Here is a 19,841-nt window from a genome sequence, read left to right as displayed (position 1 = left end):
ACATGAGGTTATTCGGAAAAAAGAAAAAGGAAAAGAAAAAAGAAAAGAAAAAAATAGAAGCAGAAGAGAAGGATGAATTGGAGCTAGAGGAGGAAGAGTCGGAAGAAGAGGAAGTACCGACGCAATTAGACAATCAAACAACAGTGTTTGATGTTATTGCTCCAGAAGGAATGAAAATTGATGCAGAAGATTATGGAGTAATTAAACAATCTTTAGGAAGTAATACGTTCTTCCGTCCGTTTTATATTCCACGTGATGGGTACCCGCGTATGATGCAAACCAATTGGCTCAACATGTTAACTTCGGCTGGGGAAGTGGATGTCATGATCGATATTCATAAAGAACCAAAAGCTAAGGCAATGCGATCATTAGATATGCAGCTGACGATGTTACGTTCCAATCTTTCTTTCCAACGTACACGAGGAAACATTGACCAAGAAAAAGACTTAGATGCAAAAATTCAAGATACAAACAATTTAATGGATGAAATCCAGTTCAATGAAAATGACTCGTATATGGTGAGTACAATGGGTGTTGCTTACGCAGAATCAAAGAAAGAATTGGACGTTTTATGTGAGTATATTGAAGATGAAATGCAAGCATCTCACTTTAAGATTGCAAGTACTTGGAACCGTGTGAAAAGTGGTTTGAAAGCTACTATGCCACTAGGGGCACCAAATACACTGCAAGATACCTATCGAAATATCGATAGACGTGCGTTATGTACATTTGCACCTTTTGTGTCAGGTTCCGGAAGGTTTAATGGTGGGATACCAATAGGAAAGAACAAAATAACTGGGCAAGTAGAATTTTTAAATTCATTCGGGAATGCAGATTATCGCCCGCCAAACTATAACATTGGGGTAACAGGGATCTCGGGTTCTGGAAAAAGTTTACTTTTAAAGATGAAGTTAGCTCGTGAAACGTCACTTGCAGATACGCATGCAATGATTATCGATCCAGAAGGTGAATTCGTAAAAATTACAAAACGTTTAGGTGGTATTAATTTAAACATTTCACCTGAAAGTAATATCATTATTAACCCTTGTGCAATTGCTGTAACAGAGCTTCAGATTACGGATAAAGATGAAGAACTAGAAGCGCTAGAACAATACGATAAGAAAGAACTCGTAGAACGTGATGGCGTGAAGTATGTAAGATTTGTACCCATTTTAGAGAAAATCAATGAAATACTCGGATTCTTTGACATTATTATTCGCGGACAAGACTTTGATCAACCAGGATTAAATGTATTCCAACGTACAATGCTAGAAGATGCAATTCGTGAAGTGTTTGATAAACATGATATTACCTCACACCCTTCATCTTTATATACAGATGAAGTGAAGAAGGTGGATGGACAATTAATTCAGTCTCAAGTGAGAAAGCCAGAACCAGAATTAAAAGAAATCTACGATGTCATAGTAGAGCATCATGGAGACGATGTGAAAGCAGAAGAGTTAATTGCTGCGATTCGTCCATTCTTACGCGATGGTTCAAAACCATTATTTGATGGACAAAGTCATTTTGGCCGTGGTGTAGAAACACAGTTAAATGAATCTCGTGTTGTTAATTTTAATATTAGTCATTTAGAAGAAGGATTCTTAAAACCAATCGCTTTCCACGTTATCTTGAACTATATTTGGGAGCATTGGATTAAGAGTCCAGAACACGCTATCAAGCGAAAAGTATTATATGTGGATGAGATGTGGCAGTTTATCGACTATGAACAAACGGTTAACTTCTTGGAGAAAGTAGCACGTCGTTCACGTAAAAGAAATGCTGGTATGTGTTGGGCGAGTCAGGACTTCGTTCGTATTTTAGAAAATGTAAAAGCTCGTGGTATCTTGCAATCTACTTTCTCTTATTTCTTCTTAGAACAAAATAAGATTGATAAGAAAAAAATTCAAGAGAACTTTAACTTAACTGCTGGGGAGCTTGATATTATTCTCAACAATCCAGGAAAAGGAGAAGGGATTTTCCGTGTCGGAGATAGTTCGGTTTGGATTCAAACAGATCCATCAGATAAAGAAATGATGTTTATTGAATCGAATGAAGCGGTACTTCAAGAGCTTCTAAACAATATGAAGAAAGTACAAGGGTACGCAGGATAGTAGCGTACCTTTATAAAGGAAGGTGAAATTATGCTTGAGAAAATAATAGATTGGGTCGGTGGCCTTATTATCCATATGGTAAAGGCCCTACTAGCGCCTATTTATGGATTTATGGATACTATTCCAGTTATAGTCTTTGGTGGAGATAAATCTAATCTAGATTTTTTATATGCGAAGAATGCAGTTACGAATGTATTAGATACCGGTATGCCTGTCATGTTTAAGTTTGTTGCTTTTTGTGTCCTCGTCAGTGTAGTGATTACAGCAGCAAAATATTCAGCAACGACTCTGAATCCAAATAATCGCACGGCATTAATTGAATATGCAAAAGACTTAATGATTATCTCGATTTGCCTCTGGCATTTAGATTTCTTTTATAATTTTATTTTTGATCTAAATTCTTGGATAATATTAGAGTTTAAAGAGGCGTTAGGGAATTTTAACCCAGATCAGCAAATACCTCTATTGAAGAATGGACTGTCTGACAATAAGACGATTACAGAACTTTCAATGAAAGACCATAAAAATGATTATATGTTTATCATATTTGGCCTATTTATTGAAGCTGGATTAATGATTTGGGCAAACTTTTATTATTTAATGCGTGCTGTGACACTATACGTATTAATGTTACTAGGCCCTGTAATGGTAGGAATGTGGTTGTTCCCACAAAAGAAACAACAGACGTTATATTGGATTCGTGAGTTTATGGGAGCCGTATTAATTCAAGCGATTCACGCAATTACCCTATGGTTAGTTATTACACTTATTGGGGGTGCGCAAAATCCTATCATAAAATTAATATTGCTTGCGATGTTTATCCCAGTTGGTGAAATTGTGAAAAGTTTTATTGGCCTTAGCACGAATGCATCCGCGGGTATTCATAGAGCGGGTACGATGCTTGGAATGGGTGCTTTAGCGAGTGTGGCTGGACTGGTTAAAGGTGTTCGTGACGACTACCGTAGTGCAAAAGATAAAGGGAAAGAAAAGAAAGATGGAGAGAAAGATAATAAAGAAGATGCAGATAACCCGAAAGATGCATTAGGAGCGAATTTAGGGACAGATGTTGGTACAACATCTCGTGCAGCTCGTATGTTAAAAGCTGGTCAAATTGGAAGTTCAATTGGTAAAGCAGCAACAGGACTTGCCGGTATGGCAGCGGGAGCTGGTCTTGGACCGGGAGCGATGGTAGCAGGCTCGCAAGTTGGAAGTGCATTAGGTAGTGCTCCTGGTGCAGTAGCTGGTAGAAGTGTTGCTGCAGTCGGCGAAGGAGCTGTAGCTTTAGGAAAACATATTGGTTCCAGTGTAAAGAAGGGCGCGGACACGTATTCAAATCTAAATGGCGAATCGTATCCGGAACTAACCGATGAAGATATCGCACAGGATTTAGCTACAAAAGACTTTGAAAATTGGAAAGCGGATAATCCGGATTCTGCAGTCGCAAGTCGTTTAAAACAAGCATTCCCTGGTGCATCTGATGCAGAGATTGCTAAAAAAGTAGCGAAAACAAATAGTGATCAAATGTCTCGTTTCTCAAATCAGCGGAAACAAGATTTACAAAATATGAAGAAAACCGCTACACCATATGGAAATGCTAGAGATTTAGTAAACGCTGCAACGAATGCATTCCAAAAGGGGTATGAGGCAGACCATAAAGATACGTTTATGAGTCAGTTACCAGAAAATATGTCAGCGGAAGAGAAAGAGAAACACTGGAACGACCATCTGAACACAAAAGTACAAGGATTTAGAAACCACGCAGAACAGGCGGCAACAAAAGCAGGAGCCATGCCGGTTGATGCGAAGGATAAGCAAGGAAATAATCTGTTTGATAAGTCCTATGTGAATAAAGATGCGTTTGCTTCTCGACTTGCATTAGGAAAAGTCGGAAAAGCAGTCGAGGATGTAAAAGGAGAAACGTTAGAAAGTGGCCATCAAAATATGGGACAAGTAGGTGCTCTTGTCGGTGCTTCTACTGCTGCATTTAAGAAAGCGTATAGTGCAGATCATAAGGCTGGATTCATGAAACAATTCCCTGCAGATATGCCGCAACAAGAAAAAGAAGCAGCATGGAATAAGCATTTGGATCAAAAAGTACAAGGATTTCAAAATCATGCGCAAAAAGCGGCAGAATCAGCTGGTATTGTACAGCAAAAAGACGGTACAAACTATGCGAATAAAGAAGCTTTCGCTTCTCATTTATCACAACAGTTACAAAAAAATCCTGGCTTAAATGCGATGGGTGTATCTAGCGCAGCAGGCATTCAGAAGGCTGTAAACGGTGTGAAAACGCACGGTTTGACAAGTGGAACAGGAAGCCAGAAAGCGAAACAAGTAAGTAATGTTGGGAACCTGGTACAAGCCTCTACAGAATCCTTTAAACAGGGCTATGCAGCAGAACAACAGGCAAGCTTTATGAAGAACTTGTCTCCAACAATGTCTCAACCACAAAAAGAGCAAGCTTGGCAGTCGCACTTGAATGAAAAAGGAAATGAATTTAAAGCAGTGGCACAACAAGCGGCAGTACAAGCGGGAGCGATGCCCGTACTGGCGAAAGGTACGAGTGGTAAGAGTCTACATAATCAATCGTATATTAATAAAGATGCCTTTGCTTCGCAATTAACGAAAGGATTACAAAGCCATGCAAGTCTTGGAACGGTGAGTCAACAAGTCGGTTCTGGAATTACTAGTGCGATTCAAGGTGTTCGTTCACATGGCGTTGCAACAGGTGGCGCAATCAATAAAGCTGTATATGCTGCGACACAAACGCAAGCGAGTATCGCACGTGCAGGAGATCTTTCTGTTGCGGAAATTGAACGCTCTTATGCAGATGCATCAACAAGTGTAGCAAATATTGCACAAAGTGCTGGTAAAATGTCTATCCCAACTTCTGCAGTGGGACGTATGACACAGCAAAGTACAAAACTTGGCATGAGTGTAATGGAAGGTGCGAAACACCTTATGCTTGCGGATCGCATTGATACGGTATCAAATGCATACTTTAGTGCAGCGAGTGCTGTTCAACAATCCGGAGGGAATGCAGTACAAAGAGTGATAAGTGGGACTACTGCTGCAGTTAATACATCATTAGGTGGGAATGCAGCAGAGCGCCACTATAATGTGACAAAAGGCTTAAGTTACGCCGCAGGTGTGATTGGTGGTGCGGGTGCTTATCAAGCAACTGCACGTATGGTAAGTAAACATAATCCGTATAACAGTGCAGTTCGTACAGAAGCAAAAGAGATTCAGGAAATTCAACAGATGGTACCGACAACAACAGATCATACAGGCGCGCAATCGGTTGTAAAAGGTGCAGTACGTCTTGTGACGACAAATAATAAATCCTGGATTGAAGCAAAAGACGCTAGTGGTATGACGCAAGTTGTATCTCGCTATGGTAGTGGGGATAGCAGTATACGTTCTGGACAAGTCGTATATCAGGACTTAAATATTTCAGATGGACAATTAACGCAGTATCGTAATGGTGCGAAAGCATCTCCAGCCTATATACAAGATTCAAGTGGTGGCAAAATCAATATCAATCGCTCGATTAATGTAAATCCAAATCAATTAGTAGGAAACCAAAGTCAAAGACCGTTACAACAGAAACCGGTATTTAATGAACCACCACTTACAGTCAATCACAAGGTAGACAATGGTCACTTCTATATGTCTGATTTAGACCAAGGTGGCTATAAGAATGTACAAATGGTGGTAGAAAGAGATCGTAGTTACATGGTTGCGACAACAACAGACGGTACAGTGTCACGTATTTCGCCATTCGGAAAAGGAGATACGCGTTTACAAGCAAACCAAAGGATTGAAAGAGCTTGTGAAGTGAAAGACAGTAGTATTAAGCCAAGAGAAGAAATCTTAGTAACACAAACACAGGACGAAGTAGTCCGTACAGAGACGCATTTGAATTTATCAGAACATGACCCACAAAATCTGATTCCATTTGCGCCAAATCCTCGCTTAGCGCAGCGAAGAGGAAGAAATTCTCAAAATGGAAAATATGGTGTGATAAGTCTATGAGTCAAAATCCTAACGATCCAAATGAGCAGAAAAAAAGTAATCCTTTAAAAGATGTAGCTTCCCACTTTATTAAGAAAAAAGGGATGCAAGCGCGCGGGAAGATGGCAAAGTTGGCAGGAAAAGCAGGAAAGGCGGCAGCGAAAGCTGCTGCCAAAATGCTAAAAGCAGGTATACTAAAAATTGTGGGTGCTGTTATAGCAGCGGTTGGAGTACCTGCCGCTTTAATTATGGGAGTAATTATTGCTGTGTGTGTGATTTTAGTCTCTTTTGTACCTTTTACCGATGATGAAGGTAAGACAGAGGAACAAGTAAAAAAATATATGGAAGTCTCAATGGCTCTGAATGTGGATTGGAAAGAGGTTGTCGCCTTTGACATGGCGCGATATGATAATGATTTAACTGGTAAAGATCCGCATGATGCTATATCATATTTCTTGGATATCCAATATGAAGAATATACGGAAAAAGAGGTATGTGAGGCGGGACCGAATGGTCCTTGTGAAAAAAAGAAAAAAGAGATGCAAAAAACAAAATCTGAAAGTTACTCCGGACCAGATGTAAAAAAGATATTAGGAGATACAGATTTTAAGAAAAAAATAGATGAGATTAATGCAAGTGGAAGCAAAAAAGTGACAACATCTTCTCATGGGCTAGAGAAAGCTATGGAACTCGCAAAGTTTAGTAAAAGTCAAAAAGAGCGTGCGCGTGAGATATTAGAGGCCGGGATGTTAGAAGGTATGTATGGACATCTAGCACCTTCTAGTAATTTTGTTGGTGGTATGTGTGTAGGTAATGTGAGTCCTGGCGGGGAGCCTGTCAATCTTAATGCAAAAGTTACAGGATATCTTCCAAAGATTAAAGAAATGGCAGAAAAACATGGTGTTGCTCAATATGTTGGTATTTTGGCTGCCCAAATGATGCAGGAATCAGGTGGAGCAGGAAATGACCCGATGCAGGCTTCAGAGGGGCAATATGGAGACATGAGCTCATCTTGTATTGGTGTAAAGGGAAATGCTCGTGTAGGGTGTATTAAAGATCCCAATATTTCTATAGAAGCAGGTGTACGGGAATTTAAAGATGTACTAGGAAAGGCCAATGGTGACATTGCTCTCGCCTTGCAGTCTTACAATTTTGGTGAGGGTTTTATTAGTTATGCTTTAGCAAAGGGTGGCTATTCAGAAGAAACAGCTATTGAGTTCTCAAGAAGTAAGAATCATTTAAATCCAGATGGTTGCTCCGATCCGAATAACTTCCGAACCAAGGTAAATGCGTGTTATGGGGATTTTACATATGTTTCCAAAGTTTTAAAATATTACAAAGATTTAGGTTGTGTAGCAAATGGAGATGGAGAATGGATTTCTGATAAAGGTTGGAAATGGCCAACGAAATCAGGGCGTATTACAGGTACATTTGATGAAATTCATAATAACAAACCGCATAATGCTGTAGATATTGGAGCCATGACCGCTGGAAAACCAGGAGACCCTGTATGGTCGATGGAAGCAGGAATAGTTACAGCTCAAACAGGATATGTAAACTATGGTAGTCTAGGTGTCTATATTGACCATGGAAATGGCATTGTATCCCGTTATTTACATTTGAGTAAGATTTCAGTTACACCAGGAACTATGGTAACAAAAGGACAAATTATAGGGGAAATGGGTGGTTCTAACTATGTTGGTGGTGTTCTGAACATGCTTGGATACGCTGTCCATTTAGATTTCCAAATTCGTATAAACGATCAACCGACGGATCCAATGAAGTTCTTTAAGAAAAATGATGATCCAGGGTTATCATCTGGTGGTTCTCCTACCATGACAAATGCTAAACGACAAAAGGTACTGGAAAAAGCGAAAAAATGGCTAGGGCAAGGAAAAGTCAGATATGTATTAGGAGACCGTAATCCACCAGGTGGCTCTTCAGATTGCTCAGGATTTACGCAGTATGTCTTTAGAACAAGCATAGGTGTACAACTTGGAGATTGGACAGGTGCTCAAGTCGGACAAGGTAAACAAGTACCAGATATCAATCATGCACAGCCAGGGGATCTTATTTTCTATGAAAACCCAGGGCACGTTGCAATTTATATGGGGAATCAAAGAATGATTCATATTGGTGATAATAAAGGTGTACAAATTACAGGTCTAAACTATACGGCAAGAGGTCAACATATGACGCAAATTCGTAATGTTATAGACTGATTTGGGATGTGAAGAAATGAAGAAAGTCATGAATGTGTTAGCGAATCTGCCTCGTAAGTACTTAGTTATATTGGGGATTATTGTGTTAGTAGTAGGCGTTGCTACCTATAATACGATTCATCGTTACATGATGAAATCTCAAGTACAAGAGGAAGAGCAGGTAAATCAAGATGAAATCGAGATGCTTGGTGATAAGCCAAAGGGATTTGATACAAAAGAGGAAGAATATATCGCAAAGACAAAAACAGTAGAGGATTTACTACGAAAAATTTCTAATAGTAGTTATGATGTCCCGTATTTGTTTACAAAGGCTGGATTTGGTATTGAACCAATGAAAATGACAAGTAATGAACGTATGCTTGCTACAGAAGCTGTACAACGATATTTCCTAAATGGGGATAAGTTTTACAATGCGCGAATTACCAAAATTGACCGTGGGAAAAAAGTAGATACGTTTCATATTGAAGTTTTAATTCAACAGGTAAACTTCTTAGAACCACGACAATTTAAAGTGCAGGTAAACAAATATGCACAAATTGTAACACCAATTGCACAAATTCCACATGGACAAGAAGAAGTACCTGTGGATTAAGAAGGAAATGAGGGTTGTGGAAGAAAAAACACAACCCTTTTATAAAAAAATAAAGAGTACCTGAAATTATTTATTGAATATTCATAATTTTCTGATATAATAAAACCATGGTTAAAAGAAATTTGTATATAACGCTAAAATGAGATGGATATGGAGGAATACAAATGAGAATGTTAATTGGAACAGCTGCGAATTTTGTTTCGGGATATTATATAGGAAGAAATTCTGGGTTATTAGGAACGTTGTTTGGATGGGCTTTTTTGTTGGGTGGTGGCTATCTGTTAATAGAAAATTGGGATAGCATCACAGCATGGATGCATAGTTTGAATATTGTACGAGGATTAGATGGTTACGAAGACATGAGTAATGGCTTTATTTTTATCTGTTTGGTAGTAAGTGGCTTTATTCTCATCTTGTTGTCACCGATTTTTATTATTTTAATAATAGTTTGTTTTGTTTTGATGAATATTGTTGCTTGTACACTTGTGTTATTAACATCACCAAGTACATATATAAAGAAGAAAGATAAGGAGAATGAGTGGGAATGAGTACAATTCTAGTTTTAGGTGGATCAAATGGAAGAACGTTAGAGAAGTTGGCCAAAAAAAGAGACTGCCAGGTTATTTTCCATGATGGGGAAAATCACGGAGGCGTAAAGAAAACGTTTCGTAGTGTTATAAAAAAATGCGATGTTATTGTCATTCAAAAAGGTGCATGTGGCCATGTATCTATTGATGTAGCAAAAGAGTACGCAAAGAAGTATGATGTCCCACTATTATTTAATCCGGGATTTGGTGGAACTGGTGCGCTTGAAATGGGATTAAAGCATCTGCAAGCGGCTTGATTTTAGTAGGTAGTCTGAGATAACTGTATGGGTACATAATTATATAATTAATATATATAATTTTTAGTCTTTATTTGTAATTACTTAATGAAATAAAATATGAATTTTGTAGAGAAGTAGGTGGGTTTATGAAAGAAAAGATTGATTCAATTAAAAATAAACTCTCTAATGGAAAATCTCGTTTTGAGAATGGTAAGACCGTGGTAGAGGTTAGTTTATCTGAATTAAATGAATTACTGAGCTTGGCTTATGACATTAATAATTATCGTTTAAATGCTTTGTGGAATTTAGAGCAAACATCAAAGGCATATAAAGAGTACAAAATGCGTAACGAAAAATACCAAGAATCGTTAAAACTAATAAAAGGAATAACAAATGGAGTAGATAATGCCATTGTTAAAGATGTGAATCGAATAGCAAAAGAATCATTATCATAATTAACCAAAGCGTTGTTTGAAAATAAAGGAGCTGGGGAAATGGACGAAAAGAAATTGGAATTGAATGAAGATCAAAAGTCTGTATTACTGAAGGTGTTAAAGGATATGCACTTTGCTAATGCTCAATTACGTGAATGGGTGAGTAAAGATTTACTTTCAATCGAAATGTCAAAAACACTTCCATCATTGATAGAAAGCTATTTTAGTGAAGCAGCAAAAGTACTAAATTACGAATCATATCTGTTGGAAGAAAAAGAAAAACGTTATGCGGAGATTAAAAAGGCGAATCAAAAGATACATGAATTACAGGGTATATTAGGTTCCGATAAACCAGTTGACGGTTTAAAAGAACAGTTGAAACATCTTTCTGAAGTTGTTAGTGAATGGTGGAATACAGAAGGTTTTAATCATGTGCATGATACGAACTATTATCCCTATGGTGGAATGAGAGTGAAACTTAGCTTTATGTTAGAGCATTGTCGTTCTTTCAGTAAAACTCCTGTAACAGATAAAAGGAGCCGAGAGGAACACATTCAATATTTACGTAAAATGGGATTTGAATTTGCCGACTTTGAAAAAGGACGGAGTGAAAAATTGGATTTAATCGACAATCATCAAAATCGTTCATTACTTATAAAGATGCTTACAGAGCGTTTTCCTTCTCTTGAGGTTCATAGCTTTAGCAACCATAGTAGTTACTCTAAAAAAGAAATTTTTATTATTAAGCATATAGATGCTTCAATTTATAATTTATCTGATATTTAAAATCGATGAAATAAAACAAAATAATTATTTAAGAGAAAAGGGGAATATATATGGATGATACTCTAGATCTTTTACAGGATTCAATTGATTTACTAATAAATCTTAGAGATTGGATGTACGTCGTACCAAAAGCCAATTTAAGAGGATTCAGTATTGATAAAGAATATTGGTTTAACTATGAAGATTTCAAGATGTTTAGAACACCAGAGGATGTAGGTATAGCTGTTAAAAGTGACACGGGAGAATTTGAACTTTTTAGCTACAGCGAATTTTTATCTTTCTTCGATCGTAAATAAAAAGGAAGTTAGCAAAAAGCTGACTGCAAGAATTAAACAAAATTTTTATTTGAGAGGGGAATGAAATCATGAAATATGATAAACAAAAGTGCCCAAAATGCAGCAAGCCAGTTAAAACTTTATATAGACCATCAATGAATCATAAAGGTCCCAATCTTTGCTACTGGTGTAATAGAAAACGTATTAAAAAAGAAAATGAAATGGCCTTACAAAAATAACATGAAAATTTTATAAAAAAGACGAACGATAAACATCACTGGATCCAATGAAAGTTCGTTATTAAAAACAAAATCGTTAATTAAATAAAAAAGTGAAAGGCGAATAAATTAACATGAATAATAGTAATATACATAAATCAGGTTATATCATACTCATTTATTTTGTAATGACTCAATTTGTTGGGATTATAGGTGTACAATTGCTAGCGAAGACGGGCTGGTATGATATTCAGGGAAACCAACAGCAAGCAATCCAACAACTTCTTGTGCATTGGGAACTAATTGGGTTTTCACTTATGCTGATAATCATTTTTCTTATATATAGTAAAGAAATAATAAATGATCCAAAGTTATCGATTAAATTATCAAGAAATTCATTCATATGGACTTTAGTTGGGATCATATTCGTATTTCTTGCTCAGATGGTTGGTAGTGTGTTAGATAAGATTGTATTCCAGCTAACTACGCAATCAGCAAATACGTCTAGTACAGTCGCTGCTGCTGCAATATCTCCTGTGGCACTTGTTTCAATTGTTTTTCTTGCACCGTTAGTAGAAGAGTTTGTTTTTCGTTATGCGGCCATAAACATTTTAATGTCCAAGTTTAAGCAAACTTGGAGCATACTAATAAGCTCATTGTTCTTTTCTATTATGCATTTTGACTTTCCATTTATAATTGGATATTTTCTAATTGGGCTTGTACTTGCTGTAGTATATGTGCGTACTAATAGGTTACTAGTATCATTTGTTGTTCATGCTAGTATGAACTTAATTGTTGTTATACTCCAGATTTCTTGATGAAAAAGCAGCGGATTCGCGCATCTTACTAGTGATTTAGTTTTTTGATGTTTATGAATTCTAAAATTATGGTAAGATTAATAAGACTACATTTGAAAATGTGGGTTCAAGTTGCTGTATTGACTGAATTGCACCAAAAAAAACCAATTCCATTACACGGGAATTGGTTTTTTGGTGTGTGTTGTTAGCATAATTATTGACGGCCTAAAGGAGATTTGTTTCTTTGTAGTTTCGTATAACTTAAATAAAAAGAAAATTCAAAAACAAAATGATGAATCTTTACATATTTTTAAATTACAACACAAAAATGTAAAGATATGGTTTATAATATGTGATGAAACACTCTCCTATGTTTCTAGTGACTGTATCTTTTATCTGTTTTTGGTGCGAAATCTGTTGATAGATTTTGCACTTTTTTTTAATGTTTAATAGGATCAGAATGATATAGTGCCCCTATTTCTTGTAAACTCCTTTTCTCCATACCCACTCAATAGGACCATAACGGAAATATTTACTCCAAATCTTGCTGAATATAATTTGTACAAAAATAATTAAAAGCCCGAAGATACATAGTTGCCAGTAATATACGTGTGAGACATCTTTAAAGCACCACGAAAGAATGACAAGCGTAAGTATGCTTTGAGTGATGTAATTCGTTAAAGCATACTGACCAACGTTCATAAAGGGGTGCAGACATTCTATATATTTTTTATTCTCACAAACTCTCAGTAGAGTACAAATATAGAATATAGCTAGCGTTTTCCCTCCAAATAGAATCCATAGTTGTACATCCTGAGAGTAATAGACATCTGTTTTTATAAAGTAGTAGATAATAGGATAAGAGAGAAGACATGAGATACATAACGAACTCCACTGTAAAAATCTAATTTTCTGTATTAATTCCGGTACCCTTTTAAAAATATTTTTCTTACCAGCCCATAACCCTATTAAAAATAAGCCTATATATTCCGGAATTCCTATTAGTAGTTGCTGGAATTCCTGAGTCATTAGAAAGAAAAAACGTGCTTTTACTTGATGAGAATAATGTATAAATAGATTTACAGTGTGATTGGTAGTGTTACCTGTAAACATATATTGATAGTAATTTGGTACTTCAGGAATAGAAGAACTTGCTCGTAAAAATACAATAATATGTAATACATAGCTAACCGTTAGGAAACTACAACCAGCTATAAAAATAAGCTTAGTAGATCGCTTATAAAAGAACAATAGAATAAATCCAGCTATAGCATACGCATGTAGAATATCTCCATACCATAGAAAGGTGAAGTGGAGTAAACCGAAGACTAGTAAAATACATAGTCTCCGGGTAAATAGTTTATACATATGATATCCTTTTGCTTCTGTATTTTTCATAAAGATATAAAATCCTACTCCAAATAAGAATGCGAAAATAGTGTAGAACTTTGCTTGTATAAACAAATCTACTAAAAAACGAATCGTTTTATCTGTACTGGTGTAACCTGCCTGATTAAAGGGATCTAGTCCCGTCATAGTGGGTAGATTCGCAAATAGGATACATAGTATGGCGATACCTCTTATTATGTCTAAAGAATGAATACGGGCGTTTTGTTGCATGTTAATTCTCCTTTCTTACAAAGAAAAACGAGCACTATACTAGTTAGCACTCGAATTACGTCTTGCAAAGAATCCATCATATGTAGCAGCTGAAACAGCTCCTTCTAAACGTTCAACTTCCTCACCTCTGTTATAAGCTAAAACAACTGGAGTACCTGGAATGTCGAACTCTTGGAAGGCACTTTGATTTTCTGGTGTAGAGATATCAATTCGATAAATGGTTCTATCATGCTTTTTTGACATACGATTGATATCTGGTGCAGCTTTTTTACAAAAATGACAGGTAGGTTGATAGTAATACGCAATGAACTCTTCATGGGATTGTATTTTTTCCTTTAATTCTTCTTTTGAAATATCTTTTATATTTTCAGGTAATCCTTTTACATCTGCAGCAGATACAATTGTTTTTTCTGGTGTTATAGTTTCTGTGTTGACTGATTCATTTTTAGTTAAAGTAAAGATCGCGATACAAGCAACGCATAAAGTTGTAAGAACTGCTCCGATTTTGTAGAATTTTTTCATAGTAAATTCCTCCTTAAAGTAAAAAAGGACAAACCTCGCCCGAGTTAACTGGGCGTAAGGTTTGTCCTTCACGCTACGTACAATAGAGTATAAACAATGGAAACAAATTTTCTATCTATATAATACCATAAGATTTATATAGAATGCTATAATAATTTTATATGAAAAGGAATAATTTAGTTTATATAATTTCATGTACCAGACTGTATACAAAAAATTATAAACACACCAACAAGGGATTCTCTGTGTTGTATCCAATTGTTGGGTGTTTTTGCCCACCCCCTCGAAAAGGGGGAATAAGAAAAGTACCCATTTTTAAGAATGGGTACTTTTTTGTAAGGTATATTCATATTCCTTAACTCATTTATAAAACGTATTACTTTTCATTCTTACTTTAAGAAAAATTCGGCTCATTTTCTTTATTTTATATTTTCTTTGAATTCTATAGTTGCAACAACTTGGGCATAATCAGATTGTGTTTTATTTTCAATATCATCACATTTTAAATGATGGTCGAGTACTGGATTTTTTAATGTGCCGTCGATATGGAACCGTTTAAAATAATAAAGTTATCCTTGTGAGTTGTGTTTTCCGCTACTTCTCACAATACAAATATAACATGCCTAAAACCAAATTTCGTCCGTAAATAGTTCGTTAATCCTCCGTGAATAGTTCACAAATAACATTTTATAAAGTAGCTTTTATCTTATAATTTTATATCGTATATTTATTACCACGTCGCCTCCATGTCAACAAATTATTATAAACATATTCATTAATTCTAATTGTTGAATTTGGACAACCTCCACTTGATTGAATTCCTATAACATAATATTGATTATTAGATGTATCTATCCAAAGTGGACTACCGCTTTGTCCGGCTGTAGTGTCAATATTATGATAAATTCTTCTCTCATCAACAGTTGTTATATTATCATACATAAACCATTGTGTATGATATTTTTCTCCTGGATAACCAGATACGTTAGCTTTTACACCTATTAAATCAGAATCTTGATAAACCTTAAAACCAAAATATCCTGTTATATCTCCAATCTGATCCGGTAATATTATTGCACCATAATTATAATTATGGTCTTGATTTTCTATCCATCCTTTAACAGAGGAAAAATTCTCACTAGTTATTTCTCCATAGGGTTTTCCATTACCATTTCTACCTGGTATAACAGTAATAGACTTACTCCATTTCTTTAATGTCGGACTGTAAACACAATGTCCTGCAGTTATAACAGTACCCTTTCCATTTAACCAACCAGTTGAAAGAGATTTCCTTCCATCATCACTTGTAATAATTAATTGACATACAGCTCCCCATGGATATAATTCTGTGTTTAAGACCTGTGAACGTTCATCGGTACCACAAACAGTTTCCCACAACGCATTACCGGGATGCTTAAAAGTATTTAATCTAGAAAATTCTTCTGATTTCATAACCTTACCTTTTTCTTTATTAATGTAACTTGGAACTGGTCGCAAAGATTCTTCCTTTAGATAATCATTATCTATACTTTTCTCTTCAAATTTATTTATAATTTTTGATTTATCTTTTGAATTCAATTTAAATTCAACACCTTTTAGTTTTGTTAACAAAATAATCAGACCTTTTACCTAAATTCAATGTCTACGCACATTTTTGCATAAAAAAGGATATCTTAAATCTCTAAGATTCAATAAGATATCCTTTCTCTAACTTAAAAATTATTGATCGCCTCGCTGTTTCCAAGTTAATAAATTATTATAAACTGCGTGATTAATGCGAGTTGCTGAATTTGGACAGCCACCATATGCATGAACCCCTACAGCAAAATATTTTCCATTTGGTTCATCTATCCAAAGCGGGCTACCACTATGTCCAGGCTCAGTATCAATATTATAATAAATTTTTCTTTCATCAACATTTGTGATTTTATCATACATAAACCATTGTGTATGAGGTTTATCTCCTGGATAACCAGATATGTTAGCCTTTACACCATTTAACTCAGAATCTTGATAAACCTTAATACCTAGGTATCCTGTAGTGTCTCCAATATGACTTGGTAATATTATCGCTCCATAGTCATAATTTTGATCTTGATTTTCTGTCCACCCTTTCACAGAAGACAATTGTGTACTAGTTATTTCTCCATAAGGTTTTTCATTACCATTTCTACCTGGTATAACAGTAATAGACTTATGCCATTTCTTTAATGTTGGACTAAATACACAATGTCCCGCAGTTATAACGGTACCCCTTCCATTTAACCAACCAGTCCCTCGCGCTCGGCGCCCATCTTCAAGTGTAATAATTAAGTCACATACAGCTCTCCATGGGTATATTTTTGTATTTAGTGCTTGCGAACGCTCATCTGCACCACAAGTGGTTTCTGGTATCAGGTTCTCAAGAGCCTCAATAGTAGGTAATTTCTCACTTATACCAGAATTATTACTTAACATCATACCCTCAACCTCTTCAATGGTAGGTAAATCAACTATCTCATCCCAATTCGTTATTCTACTATTTTCTACATATGTTGAATTTGAATTAGTTTGCGAATTTAGACCTCCAATGCTTCCTTCAGTTGAATAGCTTTCGGCACTTGCTTCTCCTGTTTTATCTACGATTTTAGATTTTTCATCTTGAACCATTATTTTTTACACCTCATTTATTAATTTTGACATAACATAAAGTATCATTTGCAATTTTCACATTAAGTATTCAACTATAATAACCTTTTTATTCTCTTTATGCCCACTAATGAATTCACCACAAACCATATTGTATTGAATTAGGCTATCTCTTTTTTTCTTAGATACATCACGTGTTTCTTTTCTTTTTTAGCTAATTCAAAAATACATAAAAAAATATATTAGATTTTGAAAAAGATATAATACGCAAAGATTACACGCTATTCACTTATGTCAATTTTTAAATTATATACTTATTGATAAAGAGAATACTTTTCGCCTTACATCACTATCAGAACCAAAATTTGAACATGGTAGTGCGTTTTTAAATGAACTATTAAGATAAAGAAAGACTGATTCTAGTGTTAAAAATATAGAACGATGTATTGCATTATCCAATTAATGGTTAATTTTTCGGATTGATAATTGGCAAATAGAAAATGAAACTGGAGGATTATTCTTTATGGTAAAGTGAGTACTAATAATTGATGCCGGTCACGGTGGGTAAGATAAGGGTACAGAAACTTTAACATTGATTGAGAAAGATCTTACTTTAAAAATAGCATTAGAAATCGAGAAGCAACTAAAAAAATTTCATCTGATATTAAGACTATCAGACTAGAAGAGAAGATATTGAAATCGAAAAAAAGATAGAGCAAGATTTGCAATAGATCATTTTGCAGACTTTTTTTGTCTGTACATATTAATTCGGTCGAAGGACCAGAAAAAGCTAGTGGATATGAATATTGGATTAATTCAGGTTTAAAAAGATTCCATTATTTGTATGATGTTTATCATCAAGAATTTGTAAAGTTTATTAAACAAGTTGGGTTAAGAGATAGGGGAGTAAGAAAAAGCGATAAATTAGTTGTTCTTAGAGAATTCGGGTCATTAGCAATGCTAACAGAAAATCTATTTATTGATCACCCAAAAGACTCGGAATTACTTCAGGATGATACTTTCATTGAAGGATTAGCTACATCTCACGCATTAGCAATAAAAAAAATTTTTGAGGCAAGAAGCAACATTGAAGAATAGGGGGAAATTACAAATACATGATGGAGTTTTTGAGTCAGGAGAAATAAATTGGTCTAGTGCTGGTGATGTGCAAGAACTTTATAGTATTAGCTATAAAATCCCCAATTAGAAAACCTGATATATCAGGGGGACATGTGAAAATAATATTCATACATTTATCTTAGTTAATAAAAATGCTGAGGAGAGCGCCTAATTCATAGGCCATTAGAAAGCATTAATTTAGGCTGGAGCAAAAAGCTTCGGTTTCTAACAACGAAACGATGTCGCCTAAGCTTTCAAGTCTTCGTAAAGAATGTCGAACAATGAATTGTTCTCTCTGTTTATCGAAGTAATCTTCACCTAAGTTTACGTACATTTCTTTTCGTGTTAAGAGATAATAAGAAATGCACAATAGGCATGAGCAATAATAACCGCAGCTCGTTTAGAGCGATAGATTTGTGGTTGAAACGGTTCTGTTGCAAAGTTTGAAAAAAGTATAAACAGGTTGGTAAATGAGGTACAATGTTTAGAAAGTAGCTAGTAATTGTTGAAGTTCATTGTACGTTGAAAAGGCGGAGTCTCTTTGAAGACTTCGCCTTTGTTTACATAGGGCATGAATAATCTCGATACCTTTTATCGTACGTGAAGCATGACGAAGATTTTGAAATCCTGCGGATTTGGCAAAACGTCTCTTTACATGCCTATGATTCTGTTCAATAAGATTGTTTAAATGTTTGATTATACAATGGATTGTCTTTTGATAAAATCCTTGTTTTCTTACTTTGTTAAATGCACAAAGTAATGCTGGTGCTTTGTCTGTAGTGAGAACCGTTGGTTATCCAAAATGTTTTACTAATCTTTTCATGAAGGCATAAGCAGCTTGATGATCCCGTTTTTTAGGAAGTTGAATATCCAATGTATGGCCATCTTTATCAATTGCAGGATAGAGATAACACCACTTGCCCTAAATTTTGATATAAGTCTCATCCAAATGCCCAGATAATCGTGCAGATTTATTTTTCACTTTCCAAATTTGATAGATGAGATTGCCATATTCATGAACCCATCGCATGATGGGTGTTGGGTGAACTGAAATACCACGTTCCTTTAGGATTTCAGAGACCTCGCGATAACTTAAAGAAAAACGGCAGTAGTAGCCGACAACTACTAAAATAATCTCTTTCTTACATTGTTTTCCTTTAAAATATCTCATGCCTGATTCTCCTAGATCCTATTTTCTAGAGTGTAGCTTCATGTAGAAAACTTTACAACAGAACCGTATGCAACATTTAGAAAAGCCCTTCCATTATATCAGCCCAGATATTAGTAACTTCACTAATAATATTGATCCCAACCATTACTTAAATAATCCTTCTTTTGACCAATCATTTTCATAAATTACACGTACTTTCTACTAATAAGAAGAGCTAATTAAATATTTATTTTATTACTTTTTTAAAATGTATATTACGATTTATGTAATCCTACCATAAGTATTCTGTAAATCTATTTTTTATAATGAATCATTTATTATGCATGATACAATTTTATTAAATTATATAGTGTACTAAAAAGAGGAAAAGTTCATTTAACTTCCTATATCATCGATATCTTATATTAAAACTAACAGCTCCAAAAGGGCTGTATTTTAGTGTCATTTTTTATAGGTAATAGCACAATTATGTATAGACAATATACACAAACATAAACAATTCA

General features: G+C 35.2%; 16 protein-coding genes and 1 pseudogene. 12 read left to right on the top strand and 5 right to left on the bottom strand.

Features of this window, described 5'->3' with window-relative positions; translation table 11 throughout:
- The first annotated feature begins 2 nt into the window (after window positions 1-2).
- From CGQ22_RS18875 to CGQ22_RS18830, 11 genes are all read left to right on the top strand, one after another.
- The gene (locus CGQ22_RS18875; protein ID WP_089149139.1) at window positions 3-2,114 is read left to right on the top strand and encodes a VirB4 family type IV secretion system protein; all 2,112 of its coding nucleotides are present in this window, start codon (window positions 3-5) and stop codon (window positions 2,112-2,114) included.
- 30 nt (window positions 2,115-2,144) lie between these two features.
- Window positions 2,145-6,149 carry a TrbL/VirB6 family protein gene (locus CGQ22_RS18870; RefSeq protein WP_089149138.1) on the top strand — a complete coding sequence of 1,335 codons (4,005 nt, stop codon included), beginning with the start codon at window positions 2,145-2,147 and terminating at the stop codon, window positions 6,147-6,149.
- Window positions 6,146-8,350 carry a lysozyme family protein gene (locus CGQ22_RS18865; RefSeq protein ID WP_089149137.1) on the top strand — a complete coding sequence of 735 codons (2,205 nt, stop codon included), beginning with the start codon at window positions 6,146-6,148 and terminating at the stop codon, window positions 8,348-8,350. Before CGQ22_RS18870 ends, CGQ22_RS18865 begins: the two co-directional genes overlap by 4 nt.
- 16 nt (window positions 8,351-8,366) lie before the next feature.
- The gene (locus CGQ22_RS18860) at window positions 8,367-8,942 is read left to right on the top strand and encodes a hypothetical protein (protein WP_000757467.1); all 576 of its coding nucleotides are present in this window, start codon (window positions 8,367-8,369) and stop codon (window positions 8,940-8,942) included.
- Between the two features lie 164 nt (window positions 8,943-9,106).
- Window positions 9,107-9,490, top strand: coding sequence for a hypothetical protein (locus CGQ22_RS18855; protein WP_089149136.1), 384 nt, complete (start codon window positions 9,107-9,109; stop codon window positions 9,488-9,490).
- Window positions 9,487-9,786 carry a DUF2325 domain-containing protein gene (locus CGQ22_RS18850; protein ID WP_089149135.1) on the top strand — a complete coding sequence of 100 codons (300 nt, stop codon included), beginning with the start codon at window positions 9,487-9,489 and terminating at the stop codon, window positions 9,784-9,786. Before CGQ22_RS18855 ends, CGQ22_RS18850 begins: the two co-directional genes overlap by 4 nt.
- 128 nt (window positions 9,787-9,914) lie before the next feature.
- On the top strand, window positions 9,915-10,223 hold the full coding sequence (locus CGQ22_RS18845) for a hypothetical protein (protein ID WP_089149134.1): 309 nt from the start codon (window positions 9,915-9,917) through the stop codon (window positions 10,221-10,223).
- Between the two features lie 39 nt (window positions 10,224-10,262).
- Window positions 10,263-10,988, top strand: a complete 726-nt coding sequence (locus CGQ22_RS18840) for a hypothetical protein (RefSeq protein ID WP_089149133.1) — start codon at window positions 10,263-10,265, stop codon at window positions 10,986-10,988.
- A 50-nt stretch (window positions 10,989-11,038) separates the two neighbouring features.
- Window positions 11,039-11,284, top strand: a complete 246-nt coding sequence (locus tag CGQ22_RS18835; RefSeq protein ID WP_000342851.1) for a hypothetical protein — start codon at window positions 11,039-11,041, stop codon at window positions 11,282-11,284.
- Between the two features lie 68 nt (window positions 11,285-11,352).
- Window positions 11,353-11,502, top strand: a complete 150-nt coding sequence (locus tag CGQ22_RS32055; RefSeq protein WP_175423381.1) for a hypothetical protein — start codon at window positions 11,353-11,355, stop codon at window positions 11,500-11,502.
- Window positions 11,503-11,615: 113 nt separating this feature from the next.
- Window positions 11,616-12,299 carry a CPBP family intramembrane glutamic endopeptidase gene (locus CGQ22_RS18830; protein ID WP_089149132.1) on the top strand — a complete coding sequence of 228 codons (684 nt, stop codon included), beginning with the start codon at window positions 11,616-11,618 and terminating at the stop codon, window positions 12,297-12,299.
- 453 nt (window positions 12,300-12,752) lie between these two features.
- Here the strand turns inward: CGQ22_RS18830 and CGQ22_RS18820 are convergent, their stop codons facing one another.
- The 4 genes from CGQ22_RS18820 to CGQ22_RS18805 form a co-directional block, all read right to left on the bottom strand.
- On the bottom strand, window positions 12,753-13,898 hold the full coding sequence (locus CGQ22_RS18820; RefSeq protein WP_089149130.1) for a DUF418 domain-containing protein: 1,146 nt from the start codon (window positions 13,896-13,898) through the stop codon (window positions 12,753-12,755).
- Between the two features lie 39 nt (window positions 13,899-13,937).
- On the bottom strand, window positions 13,938-14,420 hold the full coding sequence (locus tag CGQ22_RS18815; protein WP_089149129.1) for a thioredoxin family protein: 483 nt from the start codon (window positions 14,418-14,420) through the stop codon (window positions 13,938-13,940).
- A gap of 714 nt (window positions 14,421-15,134) precedes the next feature.
- Window positions 15,135-15,998 carry a trypsin-like serine peptidase gene (locus CGQ22_RS18810; protein ID WP_139032845.1) on the bottom strand — a complete coding sequence of 288 codons (864 nt, stop codon included), beginning with the start codon at window positions 15,996-15,998 and terminating at the stop codon, window positions 15,135-15,137.
- 141 nt (window positions 15,999-16,139) lie between these two features.
- Complete coding sequence (locus tag CGQ22_RS18805; protein ID WP_089149127.1) at window positions 16,140-17,069, bottom strand: trypsin-like serine peptidase; 930 nt, start codon at window positions 17,067-17,069, stop codon at window positions 16,140-16,142.
- A 699-nt stretch (window positions 17,070-17,768) separates the two neighbouring features.
- On the opposite strand from CGQ22_RS18805, the gene CGQ22_RS18800 reads away from it, so the two are divergent.
- Window positions 17,769-18,146 (top strand): N-acetylmuramoyl-L-alanine amidase, encoded by a 378-nt coding sequence (locus tag CGQ22_RS18800; RefSeq protein ID WP_089149126.1) that lies wholly within the window; start codon window positions 17,769-17,771, stop codon window positions 18,144-18,146.
- A 505-nt stretch (window positions 18,147-18,651) separates the two neighbouring features.
- Here CGQ22_RS18800 and CGQ22_RS18790 read toward each other — a convergent pair.
- Window positions 18,652-19,338, bottom strand: a pseudogene (locus CGQ22_RS18790) (IS6 family transposase).
- Between the last annotated feature and the right edge of the window lie 503 nt (window positions 19,339-19,841).

Origin of the sequence: Bacillus sp. M13(2017) (assembly GCF_002218325.1) — a bacterium.
Classification (GTDB): domain Bacteria; phylum Bacillota; class Bacilli; order Bacillales; family Bacillaceae_G; genus Bacillus_A; species Bacillus_A thuringiensis_K.
The sequence above is the reverse complement of the archived record's forward strand: the minus strand, read 5'-3'. Positions and strand labels throughout refer to the sequence as shown.